The organism is Avibacterium sp. 21-599 (genome assembly GCF_026226765.1).
GTDB lineage: Bacteria > Pseudomonadota > Gammaproteobacteria > Enterobacterales > Pasteurellaceae > Avibacterium.
In genome coordinates this window covers 1,113,670-1,128,412 of record NZ_JAKKOB010000001.1, presented here as the reverse complement: position 1 = coordinate 1,128,412, position 14,743 = coordinate 1,113,670, and the positions used below count along the sequence as shown (strand labels likewise).

Genomic DNA, 14,743 nt, shown 5'->3' with positions numbered 1-14,743 from the left:
TACGCCTAAAAAATAGGGAATGCAAAGAACAAAATAAGGAAGTGTGATGAAGATCTAAAAATATTTTTATCTTATTAAGATTTGATTAAAAAAGGCTGTCATATTCTTAAACAGAAAGGGATATAGCGGGTTTTAGGCTATAAATATTATTGTCTTGGCTAGATGACGAAGAGAATTCTTCATAAAAAATCTGCCCCTACTCAGTGGTTTTTTCGTCCAACAAAGAGGGGCTGATTGATAGCTTTTCGTTTTTATAATGATAGTGTAAAAAATACTAAGCTAAATCATCAATCACTACATACACTTTGGTAGTCGGTCCGTGAACGCCCACCACTTTTACTAACTCAATATCTGCTGTGGAACTTGGGCCTGAAATGATATTCACACAAGAAGGCATTCTTTCCCCTAACACGGCTTTGTCGTGCAGAATTTTAGCAAGTTGTGCGACGCGAGGTAAAACAAGGCTTTTACGTACTACCACAATGGATTTTTCAGGCAATAAACTTACTGAACGGCCTTTATCTTTACCTGAAAATAACACAATTCCCCCTGACTCAGCTAAGCCATATTCTGCATAAGCAATACCGATATTCGCTTGTTCTGCGCGTTTTAGGTTTTCTTCGCCATTTTGTGGTAGCCAGACCGTAGTGTCGTAATGTGCTTGTACCGCTTGAGTAATACCAAGTTGCACTAAACGCTCATCTCCCGTGAGAATAACTGGCCCACCACCATATTTTTCACACACAGAAAGCACCGCACTTTGTATTTCTGCTTCATTTGTTTCAATCACATCAACCATCATCGCTTTTGCTGATTCGATAAACGCTTGGCATAAAGCTTGCGGGTTAAGATCAGTTAAACGTGTAGTGGCATAATCATTCAGCGGTGCAGGCATTGGTTCTGGCACAAGCTGGCGTGGACGCCCCATTTTTTCCGCAAGTTTGTTCAGAAAGTTTTCTCTATTTTGTACGTCCATTATTTTGCCTCTCTTTTGTTAAACCATTCACGGAAACTTTCGCCATCTGCACTTGGTAGATCGCGTGCTTTTGTCCATTCTGCTAATGCCCCAAATTCAAGTGGTGCTTTACCATTTTTGATGAACTTACTAGCAACTTTCGCCCCAACATTCACGCCCACTTTCCATAACGTTGGGTGGGAATTTGCAAAATTGAAGCCAAAGATAGATAAACGCTCTGCTGCAGGCGTCATACCACTTTGAGCAATATGCTCACGGTGTTTTAGGATAAGCTGTGCCAATGGAATTTTCACTGGGCAAACGGAATTACAAGCTGTGCATAACGAGCAGGCGTATGGCAGTTCTTTAAAATCTTCATAACCGCCTAGTAATGGGGAAATGACTGATCCGATTGGTCCCGGATAAATTGAGCCATAACCGTGTCCACCAATTTGGCGATATGCTGGGCAAGTATTTAAACAGGCTCCACAACGGATACAACGTAATACCTCTTTAAATTCACTTTCAAGAATTTTTGAACGGCCATTATCCACGATAACTAAGTGGAATTCTTCAGGGCCATCTGTTTCCCCTGTAAGACGCGGACCTGTTAGCCAAGTATTATAGCCAGTTAATTTTGCGCCGACTGCACTTCTGGCAAGCATTGTGATTAAAACATCCACTTCCTCAAAGGTAGGCGCAATACGTTCCATTCCCATCACGGCAATGTGCGTTTTCGGTACCGTGGTGGTAAGACGCAAGTTTCCTTCGTTGGTGACCAAGCAAAGGCTGCCCGTTTCTGGCACGGCAAAGTTACACCCACTCACACCGATGTCCGCCTCTAAGAAATCTTGGCGGATTTTTTCACGAATAAATAAGGTCATTGCTTCTGGCGTTTCTGGCCCGTCATAGCCTAATTTTTCGTGTAAATCTTTACGGATTTGGTGGCGATCTTTGTGAATGGCTGGCACCACAATATGAGAAGGACGATCTCCAGCGATTTGTAGGATATATTCGCCTAAATCTGTTTCCACCACTTTAATGCCTTCGGCTTCAAGCACTTCATTCATACCGATTTCTTCGGTAACCATTGATTTGGATTTGACAATTTTCTTGGCATTTTTCTCAAGGGCAACTTGACGGATATAATTGGTCGCGTCTTCTGCCGTTTCAGCAAAATACACTTTTCCACCATTTTCGCTCACTTTTTCGCTTAATTGATATAAATAAGCATCAAGATTAGCTAAAACGTGGTTACGAATATGTTTTGCTTCATCACGCCATTCTTCCCAATGACCCAGTTCGTCCACCATTTTTTGGCGATTTGTGCCAATACGTTCTTGCGCCATAACAATGGCTTTTCGCATAATGTCGTTGTGAATTTCATTATCCACACGTTTTTTAAATGCAAGATTACTGGTTTTTAATGACATCTTATTTTTCCTCCTGCATTAATACTTCAGCAATGTGCATCACTTTCACCTTTTTGCCTTCACGACTTAAACGTCCGCCTATATTGAGCAAACAACTCACATCTGCACCGATTAAATAGTCTGGCTCAACCTCAGTAATATGTGCCACTTTTTCTGTAACCATTTCGCCAGAAATTTCTGCCATTTTGACGGAAAACGTTCCACCGAAACCACAGCAAGTGCTTTGATTATGAATTGGCAATAATTCTAGCCCTTTCACATTTTGTAATAAGGTTAAAGGTTCGTCCACAATGCCTAATTTACGGCTTAAACTACAAGAGGGGTGATAAACTGCTTTTCCTGTTAATCTTGCACCCACATTGGTTACGCCTAATTTATTAACGATAAAATCCGTTAAATCATAAAAACGATCAGACACTTTCTGCGCGCGTTCAGCCCACTCAACCTCACCAAAACGGTTAAAATATTCAGGATAATTTTTAATTGCGTAAACACAAGATCCAGCTGGGGCAACGATAGGGTAATCATTCACTTCAAAGGTCTCTACCAAGTTTTTCATTCCTGCTAAGGCTTGTTTGGTATAACCACTGTTAATCGCAGGCTGTCCACAGCAACCTTGTTTTTCAAGGAAAACAATATGACAGCCCAATTTTTCTAGTAATAATACTGTATTTTTTGCAACGCCGGCTTTCACAACATCAGCGATACAAGTAACGTAAAAATTTACGTTCATAAATTACTCCAACATAATCAAATAGAAATGAAGAAATCAGGCAAAGTTGCCTCTGCCTGATTTGTAATAATTCGCACTAAACGTTAAAGAAAAGTGGAATAATAAATAATGCAACAAGTGCGGCAATGATACCATAAACAATCATTGGTATAATGGTTTTCTTAATGATCGTGCCTTCTTGTTTATCAATATTTAATACTGAGCTTACCGCAACGATATTATTGATACATACCATATTCCCCATTGCGCCGCCCACAGATTGTAAGGCAAGCACAAGGGTGGCTGACAAGCCCGTAATTTCTGCGGTGGAAAGTTGAACACTACCAAAGGTCAGGTTAGAAACCGTATTTGAGCCAGAGAAGAATGCCCCTACCGCGCCTAAGTAAGAAGCAAATAATGTCCAGTATTCCCCTGTGGCTTCAGCGAAACTTCGACCGATAATTTTCACCATTGAATTATCGCCACCCACAAGCATTAAATTCACCATAATTAATGCCCCAACGAGTGCTAAAAATGGATTGCGAGTTTGTCTTAAGCTTCCCATAAAAATCTCTTTGGTTTTACTTGCCGACAATGAAAATAATGGGATAGAAATTAATACGGTTACCACAAATGGAATTAATGCTGGCACATAAAGCAATTTATAGCTTGCATTAACTGATGTGCCAAAAATGTGTTTTAAGCTGAAAATCAAGCCGTGGCTAATTTCAAATAAACCTAATGAGCCTAATTGCACGCTAAGCCAAGTTGTCGCATCGTTCATCATTGCTTTGAATGGTAATTGTTGCAAACGTGTTACAATCAAAATCGCAATGAGTAACCCGGTTGGCAATAAGGCTTTTACCACTTGCCCCATACTTACTGCATTGTCGTCAAGGTTATTTTCCACTTTTGCTAAACCGATGCCTTTATTCGCCACGAATACAGACACCAACAAGCCAATTGCCCCACCCACTAATGATGGAAATTCATAATTCACTTGTGCTAATAAGAAATAAGGCACCACACAAGCAAAAATACTGATATAAATAAACACAAGATTTTTACGAATTTCACTCCAGCCGACAATTAAACGTAATGCCATTAATGGAATAATTAATGCCGCAAAAGAATGAATTAATGCTGACATTGAACCAATTTCTAAAATTTGCCCTTCATTAAGGTGTAAAGGCCCAAATCCAAACCAAGTTGGCGTACCTACCGCCCCGAAAGAAACAGGAACCGAGTTCATAATTAAGGCTAACATCGCCACTTTTAATGGTGGAAAACCTAATCCCACTAAAATCGGTGCGGCAATTGCAGCGGGTGTTCCGAAACCACTCGCTCCTTCAATCATAAACGCAAATGCCCAACCGATAATCATAATTTGTGCAACAGGATTTGGATTAATGTTTCCCAACCATTTGCGTAATGTATTCGTTACCCCTGAGGTTTCAGAAAAACGATTAAATAAAATCGCCCCGAAAATCACCGTAATTGGCGTTTGAACCGCCACCAATGCCGCAGTAATATTGGCACTCACAGTGGCAATATCTGTACCGAAGAAAATAAATTGAATAATTAATACCACTACTGCAATCCACGGCAAAGCAACATAAGATGGCAACGCATTACGTTTTACCATTAAATAAATTAATAAAACAATAGGAAAAATACTCAAAAAAAGAGCCATACAAACTACTCCATCAATAATTAATTTTATGACTTAACTGGGTCGTCATTCTATGCTGATTTAATCGATTTAGTAAAATATTTGTTAAAAAATTATGACAACGATCACAAAAAATTTTAACATTTTGCTAAAAATACTTCCTTCTAGTTAGCCTTTAACCTATCCAATAAGCCATTTCTCATTCAGGGTAAAATCCGCTATAATTAGCCAATTTTGCAAAAAACTTGTTATTTTTTCACCGCACTTTGTTTTTGCCGTGAAAATTTGCCCTAACAAAGATAGAGGTTTTTATGACAACTCCTGTTGTTGCCCTTGTGGGTCGCCCAAATGTGGGGAAATCCACCTTATTTAATCGCCTAACACGTACTCGTGATGCCCTTGTTGCCGACTTCCCGGGATTAACACGCGATCGTAAATATGGTCAAGCCAATATTGCTGGTTATGATTTTATCGTGATCGATACGGGCGGTATTGACGGTACCGAAGAAGGCGTTGAAGAAAAAATGGCTGAACAATCCTTACTTGCCATTGAAGAAGCTGACATTGTATTGTTTCTTGTTGATGCGCGTGCTGGACTAACTTCTGCCGATATTGGCATCGCCCAATATTTACGCCAACGTCAAAATAAAACCACCGTGCTGGTTGCCAATAAAACTGACGGTATTGATGCCGATTCACATTGTGCTGAATTTTATCAGCTTGGGCTAGGCGAAATTGTACAAATCGCCGCTTCACAAGGGCGTGGCGTGAACGCGTTAATGGAACAAGTGCTTGCCCCCCTTGCTGAACAGAATGCGGAAAAAGAAGCAGCGCAAAACCAAAGTGCGGTGAAAAATAACGAAGAAAACCAAGAAGATGAATGGGATCACGAGTTTGATTTCAACAACGAAGAAGATAGCCAACTTTTAGATGAAGCCCTTGAGGAAGAAGAAAGCGAACAAGAGCAAAATATCAAAATTGCCATTGTAGGGCGTCCTAACGTGGGTAAATCCACCCTCACGAACCGTATTTTAGGTGAAGATCGCGTCGTGGTTTACGATCTCCCCGGTACAACACGAGATAGCATTTCTATTCCGATGGAACGTGATGGTCAGCATTACACGATCATCGACACCGCTGGTGTGCGTAAACGGGGCAAGGTGCATTTAACGGTAGAAAAATTCTCTGTAATCAAAACCTTACAAGCAATTCAAGAAGCCAATGTGGTACTACTCACCATTGATGCGCGTGAAGGGATTTCCGACCAAGATCTTTCCTTGCTCGGCTTTATCTTAAATGCTGGGCGTTCTTTAGTTATCGTGGTAAACAAGTGGGACGGTTTAGATCAAGAGGTTAAAGATCGTGTAAAATCAGAATTAGATCGTCGCCTAGATTTTATTGATTTTGCAAGAGTTCACTTTATTTCCGCATTACACGGTAGCGGTGTGGGTAATCTCTTTGATTCCATTAAAGAGGCTTATGCTTGTGCCACGCAAAAAATGACCACCTCAATGCTCACTCGTATCCTACAAATGGCAACTGATGAACATCAACCGCCGATGATGAGTGGTCGCCGAATCAAATTAAAATACGCTCATCCAGGCGGCTATAATCCGCCAATTATTGTGGTACACGGTAACCAAATTGATCGCCTGCCAGATAGCTATAAGCGTTACTTATCAAACTATTATCGTCGCAGTCTAAAAATCATTGGCTCACCAATTCGCTTACTGTTCCAAGAAGGCAGTAACCCATTTGCAGGGAAACGCAATAAATTGACCCCAAATCAGTTGCGTAAGCGTAAACGTTTGATGAAATTTATAAAGAAATCAAAGAAATAATTAAAATAAAAGGCGATCAACCATCGCCTTTTTTATCTGATTTAATCAAGGGAATTTCAAATTTAAATATCTAAAAACGATATGAAAAATAGAGTGCTGTGATATAACAGAATATGATTTAATAATCATTATATGATTAAATTTGAATTATTCGGAAGAGAAAAATAACTGTTAATAAAAATAGCCTTTATATCATATTCACTTTTTATGACTTATAGCAAATTTATTTATCGTTTAATATTAAACGATAAATGCCTTTTTTCTTTCAATAAAAAATGTAACTTTAATTAAATTATTTATATTTTTTAGAAGCATTGACGTATCAATCACTATTAGAAAAAATAATATTCGTATATATTAATAGCGTCAATGTTCCATAATCTTTTAGTGTAAAATTACATTATCTAATAAGTTAACCGCTATTTTTTATTTATTCACATAGTTTTATGTAAAAAATAATGTTCTTGAGATGATTTCGTATATTTAGATAAAGAAAAACCGCCGATAAAATCGACGGTTAAGCATTTGGTTGCGGGGGCTGGATTTGAACCAACGACCTTCGGGTTATGAGCCCGACGAGCTACCAAGCTGCTCCACCCCGCGTCTGTGGGAGCGTACTATACGCGATTTTATTTGTAATGCAAGCCTTAATCCTAAAAAAATGTGTTAACTGATATAAAAATCGGCAATTTGCTGTCTTTCAACGCAAAATGTACAAAATTTCTGCCGCACGTTTTTTATCAAAAGAAGAAAGAATATAAAAAATCGCTATCACTTTAAGTGATTTTTTGTTATTTTACGCCGTTTCATTGCGAATTATTTTATTAAGGAATCCATTGCGAATGTCAGCAAAAATTTTCAAAAAATGCACCGCACTTTTAGCGATTGCGGTGCTTTCGGCTTGTTCAAGTTCTAATCATTCCAACAAAATAGCAAATTCAAGTAATCACTTGGCAGATCCGAAAATCTTTGGGGCGAAATATGATGGACGCACTTATCAGCAACAATTCTTAATGCCTGTTTCCGCAGTAGAAAATCAAAGTGCGGTAATAAATCAAGGGGATTTTTTAACTCAACTTTCTAATGTACGTCAATATTCTTCTCGCTTAACCAATAAATTTGCGGTGAGTTACGGTAAAGTAACGAATTGGGTGTTATCTGGCGCTAATGTGAATGAATTAGCAAATTTTGGTATTCACCCAATGATAATGAAGGGGCAAGATGGTTATCAAAATGTCTTAATGACAGGATATTATTCCCCAGTAATCCACGCGCGTCGCACACCGCAAGGCAAATATAATCAACCAATTTATGCAATGCCAAGCCCTTCACAAAAACGTGTAAGCCGTGCGCAAATTTATGCAGGCGCACTAAAGGGGAAAGGCTTAGAATTAGCTTATAGCGATTCGATGATCGACAACTTCCTACTTGGTGTTCAAGGTAGTGGTTATGTGGATTTTGGCCACGGTGAGTTAAATTATTTCGCTTATGCTGGGCAAAATGGCTTAGATTATGTGGCAGTTGGTCGTTTATTAGTGGAAGACGGTGAAATCGCCAAAGAAAAAATGTCTATTCAAGCTATTAAGGACTGGGCGAAAGCCAATCCTTCTCGCTTACAAGCCTTGCTAGAACGTAATCCTTCTTACGTGTATTTTAAAAATGATCCAACGGGCAAAGTAAAAGGCTCGGCGGGCGTGCCACTTGTGCCAATGGCGTCGATTGCCTCTGATCGTTCTGTTATTCCTTCTGGTTCTATCGTTTTAGTCGAAGTCCCACAAATAGATAAACAAGGTAGATGGACGGGAGAGCATAAACTGCATTTGATGATTGCGTTAGATGTCGGAGGAGCGGTAAAAGGGCAACATTTCGATTTATATCGTGGCATCGGTGATGACGCAGGGCATATCGCAGGCTTATCCAAACATTACGGACGTGTGTGGTTATTACAATAATGAGTGAACGCATAGATAATTATGAACAGCGTTTCGGTGGCATTGGGCGGCTTTATCGCCCAGCTGCCTTACAACGTTTACGCCAAGCACATATTTGCGTGATCGGCATTGGCGGGGTAGGTTCTTGGGCTGTTGAGGCGCTTGCTCGCTCCGGCATTGGCAAGATCACAATGATTGATATGGACGATATTTGTGTTACCAATATTAATCGCCAAATTCACGCTATTTCAGGCAATATCGGCAAGCTAAAAACAGAAGTGATGGCAGAACGTGTTGCTTTAATTAACCCAGATTGCCAAGTACATATTATTGATGACTTTCTTTCTAGCGAGAATTTAGCGGATTATATCACCGCGGATTACGATTATGTGATTGATGCCATTGATAGTGTCAAAACCAAGGCAGCACTTATTGCTTATTGTAAACGGCAGAAAATTAAAATTATCACTGTTGGTGGTGCGGGCGGACAGACCGATCCAAGCCAGATTCAAATTGCCGATTTAAGTCGAACAATTCAAGATCCTCTCGCAGCAAAAGTGCGGTCAATTTTACGTAAAAATTTTCATTTTAGTCAAAATCCTAAACGGAAATTTGGCGTAGATTGCGTGTTTTCCACGCAACCATTGATTTTCCCACAACAAGATGGAAATTGTGCGGTTTCTGCCACAATGAACTGCGCCAATGGCTTTGGCGCGGCAACAATGATTACTGCCACCTTTGGCTTTTTTGCGGTATCCCGTGTGATTGAAAAATTATTGGCATCTATAAAATAGCTATCTTATTTTTTAATAAAAAAAAAGATAGCTATTTTTAATAAAACGATCTAAGCTAAGTCATCGAATTATGATAATCATTCTTGATAATAGGAGTATATATGACGAAGTTAAACCCGTTTTTTAAACAAACTGCCATTGCAGCCGCATTGCTTTCTTTCTCTACACTAGCTTCTGCAAGTGTGGTTACTTCCATTAAACCATTAGGATTTATTGCCTCTTCTATTGCTGACGGGGTAACAGATACGCAAGTATTAGTTCCAGCTGGTGCCTCTCCCCACGACTATAATTTGAAGCCATCAGATGTGCAGAAATTAAAAGCGGCTAATCTTGTTTTATGGGTTGGCGAAGATGCGGATGCCTTTCTAGCCTCTTCCTTGAAAAAATATATTGATCCAGAGAAAGTGGTTACTATCGCAACATTACCTGACATTACGGCGGATATGCTAGAAAAAGGTGAACATCATCACCATCACCACCATCATGATGGCGAAGAACACGAACATGAGCATGAACACGCTCACGAACATACTGCCGACAGTGATCATCACAAACATAACGATGAACATGAACATGAACATGAACATCATGATAACGATGAAAATGCCCATTTAGAAACAAACTGGCATATTTGGTATTCACCACAAATTAGCCAAGTTGTGGCAAAAGATTTTGCGGCAAAATTAATTCAACAATATCCTGATAAAAAAGCACTTATTGAGCAAAATCTTGCACAATTCGACCGCACTTTAACGGCGCAAAATGAAAAAATTAAACAACAACTTGCCCCCGTACAGAAAAAAGGATTTTATGTTTTCCATGATGCTTACACCTATTTTAATAAGGCTTACGGCTTAAATCAGGTGGGGGCATTTACGATTAATCCATTAGTTGCTCCGGGTGCGAAAAAATTGGCTCATATCAAAGAAGAAATTGAAGAACATAAAGTCGGTTGCTTATTTGCAGAGCCACAATTTACGCCAAAAGTGATTGAAACATTACATAAATCGACAGGCGTTAATGTGGGGCGTTTAGATCCGATGGGCTATGCGGTATCATTAGGTAAAGATTCTTATGCGAATTTCTTACAATATACCGCTGATAGTTATTATAACTGTCTGAAATAAATTACCTTCCTACTCAGAGCGAACGTCTTGTTCGCTCTTTCTTTTAGATAAAAAACAGAATTAAAATCGACCGCACTTACTGGCTTTGCTATAATCTGCCCCATTACGCTTTGAAAGTATCAATGAATTTATGATGAAAAAATTATTTGCCACCACTGCGCGTGGCTTTGAAGAATTATTAAAAACCGAACTCCTCGAACTTGGCGCACAAGAATGTCAAATCGCACAGGGAGGCGTGCATTATTTAGCTGACGAGGAAACCCTTTACCGCACGCTCTTATGGTCAAGGCTCAGCTCACGTATTTTACTGCCTTTGGTACAAAGTAAAATTTATAGCGATTTAGATCTTTACTCTACGGTAATTGGGCAAAATTGGTTAGATATTTTTGATGAGCGTTGCCAATTTGTTGTGGATTTTAATGGCACTAACCGTGAAATTCGTCATACGCAATTTGGTGCAATGCGCGTGAAAGATGGCATTGTCGATTATTTTGAACGACAAGGCAGAGCGCGCCCAAGTGTGGATAAAGACAACCCTGATATTCGCATTCACGCCTATTTAAATCGTGACGATTTTATTCTTTCTCTTGATCTCAGTGGCAATGCCTTACATTTGCGTGGCTATCGTGAAGATACAGGGGCTGCGCCACTACGTGAAACCTTAGCCGCCGCCATTGTATTACGTTCAGGTTGGCAACAAGGCACGCCTTTGATTGATCCAATGTGTGGTTCAGGTACATTGCTCATTGAAGCCGCCCAAATGGAAGCCAAAATTGCACCGCAGTTACACCGCTTACATTGGGGGTTTGATTTCTGGAAAGGGCATAATCCGCAAGCTTGGGAAAAAGTGAAAGAGGAAGCCATCACCCTTGCCCAACAAGGTTCACAACAAGCTCAGCCCCATTTCTATGGTTTTGATTTAGATCACCGTGTATTACAAAAAGCACAACGCAATGCCCAAAATGCAGGTGTTGCTCATTTAATTCAATGGAAACAAGGGGATATTGCCACACTAAAAAATCCAACGGAAGAAAAAGGCACGCTTATTTGCAACCCACCTTATGGTGAGCGTTTAGGGACAACACCAGCATTAATTGCGCTTTACTCCGTGTTTGGGCAACGTTTAAAACAGCAATTTGGCGGTTGGAATGCCTCCGTTTTTAGTGGTGAACCCGCATTACTTGATTGCCTACGCTTACGTTCTCACCGTCAGTTTAAAGCAAAAAATGGCCCATTAGATTGCGTACAGAAAAATTATCAAATTGCTGAAACTGCCCAACAAGAAAGTGCGGTACAAAATCTGCAAGAATTTTGCCCTCAACATCAAGGCGTTGCACAAGACTTCGCCAATCGCTTACAAAAAAATATCAAGAAAATTGAAAAATGGGCAAAACAGCAAGGCATTAACGCTTATCGCTTATATGATGCGGATCTGCCAGAATATAATATTGCCGTAGATCGTTATGTCGATCATATTGTGGTGCAAGAATACGCAGCACCGAAAAATATTGATGAGAATAAAGCGCGTCAGCGTTTGCTTGATGCCGTAACCGCCACCCTTGCTGTAACAGGTGTGGAAACCAATAAACTCGTGTTAAAAGTTCGCCAAAAACAAAAAGGGACAAATCAATATGAGAAATTGGCGAACAAAGGGGATTACTTCTATGTTGAAGAATACGGCGCAAAATTGTGGGTCAATTTAACGGATTATTTAGATACGGGACTGTTTTTAGATCACCGCTTAACACGCAAAATGGTAGGTGAAATGGCAAAGGGCAAAGACTTTCTAAATTTGTTTGCTTACACAGGCTCCGCGACGGTTCACGCTGCCTTAGCGGGGGCGAAATCCACCACTACCGTAGATATGTCTAACACTTATCTGAACTGGGCAGAACAAAATTTAATGCTTAATGATATTGAAGGTAAACAGCATAAATTAATTCAAAGTGATTGTTTACAATGGTTAGAAAAATGCGATCGTCAATTTGATCTGATCTTTGTTGATCCACCCACTTTTTCCAATTCTAAACGAATGGAAAACAGCTGGGACGTGCAACGCGATCATCTTCAATTATTCACTCATTTAAAACGGATTTTACGTTCCAATGGCACAATTGTATTTTCTAACAATAAGCAAAAATTCAAGATGGATTTTGACGGTATGGCTGCACTCGGATTAAGTGCGGTAGAAATTTCTGCCAAAACTTTACCACTGGATTTTGAACGCAATAAACACATTCACAATTGTTGGTTAGTCACATTGACAAAATAAAGCTATTGAATGTTGGTTCCTTTGACTTGCCATACTTCTGCTTAGCTTACTGTGGTATCTCATCTAAACCCAAAGCGTGATGGCTTATATTCTGTTTATATCACCATAGGTGTATATAAGTAAAACTAAAAGGGCTTAGCCTTGAGTAAGACAAGGCTAAGTTGTTAAATTAAATATCTCTCATTTTTTGAGAGTGAAAAGCCTAAATCATTTTCACCGCACTTTATTTTATAGTTAAATAGTTTGCGTTTTATCAAATGCAAGCATTATCTTGCCAATATGCGTTCCTTTATCCATTTCTTGGTGTGCCTGTTTAACCTCTTTAAAATCAAACACTTGATGAATAATGGGTTTGCCAATTTGCTCGTTTTCGAATTGATGCCACACATTCTCTTTTAACGATTGTGCGATTTCAGCTTTTTCTTCCTTGGTGCGACTACGCATTGTTGAACCTGTAATATGAACACGCTTTAACGCGATTTGCAATAAATCCACGTTTGATGCCACTGCCCCGCCCATAAAGCCGATCAAAAATAATCTGCCATTTTGTTTTAAGCAATCTAAATTGCGTTGGAAATAACTGGCACCAACCACATCTAAAATGGCATCAACACCGCCTGCCTGTTTGATGACTTCTGCAAAATCTTGCGTTTTATAATTAATCGCAACCGCACCATATTGTTCAACAATAGTACATTTTTCTGTATTACCTACAGTTGCGTAGGTTTTGATACCAAGACTTTTTGCAATCGCTAAGGCAGTTAAGCCAATACCACTTGTCCCACCGTGAACCAATAAGTGTTCTCCAGCTTTAACCTGTTGTTGCATAAATAAATTTACCCATACAGTAAACAATGTTTCAGGCAAAGCAGCCGCCTCTACTAAAGAATAATTTTTCGGAATAGGTAAGGCTTGGCTGGCTGGTACAAGACAATATTCGGCATAAGCGCCTCCATCAGTTAAGGCACAAATCTTATCACCTAGCTGAAATCCGCTTACGCCTTCGCCAATGGCAACGACCGTACCTGAAAGCTCTAACCCCATAATGGGGGTTACCCCTTTCGGCATTGGGTACAATCCTTGACGCTGCATAATATCAGGGCGATTTATCCCAGCATAAGCTACTTTTACTAACAATTCACCCGCTCGTGGTGTTGGAATGGTAGCTTGTTGAATAAATAAAACGTCGGGTGCTCCCGCTTCTCGCATCGCGATTTGTTGCATTGTCATCTTTTATTCCTTAATTTAGAGCTCCTGTACAGTGGGGCGAACAGTAATTTCATTCACCGCCACATTCTGATCACTGAATTTGCTATAAATACTCGCTTACCCCTGTAATGACAGAGCTAAATAAATCTGCCAAAACCTGTAAATAAGCTGCATGAATATTCAGGTTTTCTTGATCACTTTTCAGCATTAACCACGCCACAATGATATTCACCAATAATCCCATAACAGCCACACTAGCATTGATAACACATTTATAGATAAAGGATTTTTCTAACTGTGAGCGCGGTTCCTAGAGAAAATTTGCCATAGTATAAAGTTTAACGGGTGGTTAAGGTCAAGTTTTATGAAAAAAACGAGAGAAAAGCACCGCACTTTTGTCTTTGATTAATTAATAACCACTCTTTTTATCCGCTGTAATTCACAATATAACAACGCTTCTTTTTTGTCTATCTTTTTGATTTTAAATAATTTTATTATTCTGAGCCAATACAGACACACCAAGTTTACTATTTAATTCCCACCTATTCTGCATAAAACCACAATTTTATCCACAAAAATACTGAATAACTCACAGCTTGAGAGAAGAAATGGGGTTAAAATCCTGATAAAAATACAGTGTGATTTTTTTATAGGCGAGAATTGTAACAAAATAATGCGATCTCGGATCTCAACTTTAGATCTTAATAAGATGCAATGATCTTCTTTAACTTATTTTGAAATAAGGATTTTGTTATCTTTATACACAAATAATTTGATATTACTCCCGCACTGTTCAC

General features: G+C 39.4%; 11 protein-coding genes and 1 tRNA gene. 5 read left to right on the top strand and 7 right to left on the bottom strand.

The window, feature by feature from the left end; genetic code table 11:
• Positions 1-274 precede the first annotated feature (274 nt).
• The 4 genes from L5B83_RS05570 to L5B83_RS05555 all read right to left on the bottom strand — a co-directional run bounded on the left by L5B83_RS05570 (position 275) and on the right by L5B83_RS05555 (position 4,793).
• Positions 275-976 carry a LutC/YkgG family protein gene (locus L5B83_RS05570; protein WP_265777828.1) on the bottom strand — a complete coding sequence of 234 codons (702 nt, stop codon included), beginning with the start codon at positions 974-976 and terminating at the stop codon, positions 275-277.
• Positions 976-2,388, bottom strand: coding sequence for a LutB/LldF family L-lactate oxidation iron-sulfur protein (locus L5B83_RS05565; RefSeq protein ID WP_265762580.1), 1,413 nt, complete (start codon positions 2,386-2,388; stop codon positions 976-978). The genes L5B83_RS05570 and L5B83_RS05565 overlap by 1 nt, the downstream gene beginning before the upstream one ends.
• Position 2,389: 1 nt before the next feature.
• A complete protein-coding gene (locus tag L5B83_RS05560) occupies positions 2,390-3,121 on the bottom strand; it encodes a (Fe-S)-binding protein (RefSeq protein WP_265762579.1) in 732 nt (243 codons plus the stop codon).
• 76 nt (positions 3,122-3,197) lie between these two features.
• A complete protein-coding gene (locus L5B83_RS05555) occupies positions 3,198-4,793 on the bottom strand; it encodes a lactate permease LctP family transporter (RefSeq protein ID WP_250349518.1) in 1,596 nt (531 codons plus the stop codon).
• Between the two features lie 290 nt (positions 4,794-5,083).
• On the opposite strand from L5B83_RS05555, the gene der reads away from it, so the two are divergent.
• A complete protein-coding gene (der, locus tag L5B83_RS05550; protein WP_265777827.1) occupies positions 5,084-6,613 on the top strand; it encodes a ribosome biogenesis GTPase Der in 1,530 nt (509 codons plus the stop codon).
• Between the two features lie 526 nt (positions 6,614-7,139).
• On the opposite strand, the gene L5B83_RS05545 is transcribed toward der, so the two are convergent.
• Positions 7,140-7,216 (bottom strand) — tRNA-Met (locus L5B83_RS05545).
• A 239-nt stretch (positions 7,217-7,455) separates the two neighbouring features.
• On the opposite strand from L5B83_RS05545, the gene mltA reads away from it, so the two are divergent.
• The 4 genes from mltA (at position 7,456) to rlmKL (ending at position 12,737) form a co-directional block, all read left to right on the top strand.
• On the top strand, positions 7,456-8,565 hold the full coding sequence (gene mltA / locus L5B83_RS05540) for a murein transglycosylase A (RefSeq protein ID WP_250364304.1): 1,110 nt from the start codon (positions 7,456-7,458) through the stop codon (positions 8,563-8,565).
• Positions 8,565-9,338 (top strand): tRNA cyclic N6-threonylcarbamoyladenosine(37) synthase TcdA, encoded by a 774-nt coding sequence (gene tcdA, locus L5B83_RS05535; protein ID WP_265777826.1) that lies wholly within the window; start codon positions 8,565-8,567, stop codon positions 9,336-9,338. Before mltA ends, tcdA begins: the two co-directional genes overlap by 1 nt.
• A 101-nt stretch (positions 9,339-9,439) precedes the next feature.
• Positions 9,440-10,465, top strand: coding sequence for a zinc ABC transporter substrate-binding protein ZnuA (gene znuA / locus L5B83_RS05530; RefSeq protein ID WP_265777825.1), 1,026 nt, complete (start codon positions 9,440-9,442; stop codon positions 10,463-10,465).
• Positions 10,466-10,598: 133 nt separating this feature from the next.
• Positions 10,599-12,737 (top strand): bifunctional 23S rRNA (guanine(2069)-N(7))-methyltransferase RlmK/23S rRNA (guanine(2445)-N(2))-methyltransferase RlmL, encoded by a 2,139-nt coding sequence (gene rlmKL / locus L5B83_RS05525; RefSeq protein ID WP_265762545.1) that lies wholly within the window; start codon positions 10,599-10,601, stop codon positions 12,735-12,737.
• 234 nt (positions 12,738-12,971) lie between these two features.
• On the opposite strand, the gene L5B83_RS05520 is transcribed toward rlmKL, so the two are convergent.
• Together L5B83_RS05520 and L5B83_RS05515 are read right to left on the bottom strand one after the other, a co-directional pair.
• Positions 12,972-13,967: an NAD(P)H-quinone oxidoreductase gene (locus L5B83_RS05520; RefSeq protein WP_265777824.1), complete on the bottom strand. Its 996-nt coding sequence runs from the start codon at positions 13,965-13,967 to the stop codon at positions 12,972-12,974.
• 82 nt (positions 13,968-14,049) lie between these two features.
• On the bottom strand, positions 14,050-14,190 hold the full coding sequence (locus L5B83_RS05515) for a hypothetical protein (protein ID WP_265777823.1): 141 nt from the start codon (positions 14,188-14,190) through the stop codon (positions 14,050-14,052).
• Between the last annotated feature and the right edge of the window lie 553 nt (positions 14,191-14,743).

What these genes read in the sequence shown, in the direction of transcription:
- L5B83_RS05520 (WP_265777824.1), bottom strand. Translation starts at nt 13,967, where the DNA reads ATGACAATGCAACAAATCGCGATGCGAGAAGCGGGAGCACCCGACGTT.
- L5B83_RS05565 (WP_265762580.1), bottom strand. Translation starts at nt 2,388, where the DNA reads ATGTCATTAAAAACCAGTAATCTTGCATTTAAAAAACGTGTGGATAAT.
- L5B83_RS05515 (WP_265777823.1), bottom strand. Translation starts at nt 14,190, where the DNA reads ATGGGATTATTGGTGAATATCATTGTGGCGTGGTTAATGCTGAAAAGT.
- L5B83_RS05555 (WP_250349518.1), bottom strand. Translation starts at nt 4,793, where the DNA reads ATGGCTCTTTTTTTGAGTATTTTTCCTATTGTTTTATTAATTTATTTA.
- mltA (WP_250364304.1), top strand. Translation starts at nt 7,456, where the DNA reads ATGTCAGCAAAAATTTTCAAAAAATGCACCGCACTTTTAGCGATTGCG.
- L5B83_RS05570 (WP_265777828.1), bottom strand. Translation starts at nt 976, where the DNA reads ATGGACGTACAAAATAGAGAAAACTTTCTGAACAAACTTGCGGAAAAA.
- znuA (WP_265777825.1), top strand. Translation starts at nt 9,440, where the DNA reads ATGACGAAGTTAAACCCGTTTTTTAAACAAACTGCCATTGCAGCCGCA.
- rlmKL (WP_265762545.1), top strand. Translation starts at nt 10,599, where the DNA reads ATGAAAAAATTATTTGCCACCACTGCGCGTGGCTTTGAAGAATTATTA.
- L5B83_RS05560 (WP_265762579.1), bottom strand. Translation starts at nt 3,121, where the DNA reads ATGAACGTAAATTTTTACGTTACTTGTATCGCTGATGTTGTGAAAGCC.
- tcdA (WP_265777826.1), top strand. Translation starts at nt 8,565, where the DNA reads ATGAGTGAACGCATAGATAATTATGAACAGCGTTTCGGTGGCATTGGG.
- der (WP_265777827.1), top strand. Translation starts at nt 5,084, where the DNA reads ATGACAACTCCTGTTGTTGCCCTTGTGGGTCGCCCAAATGTGGGGAAA.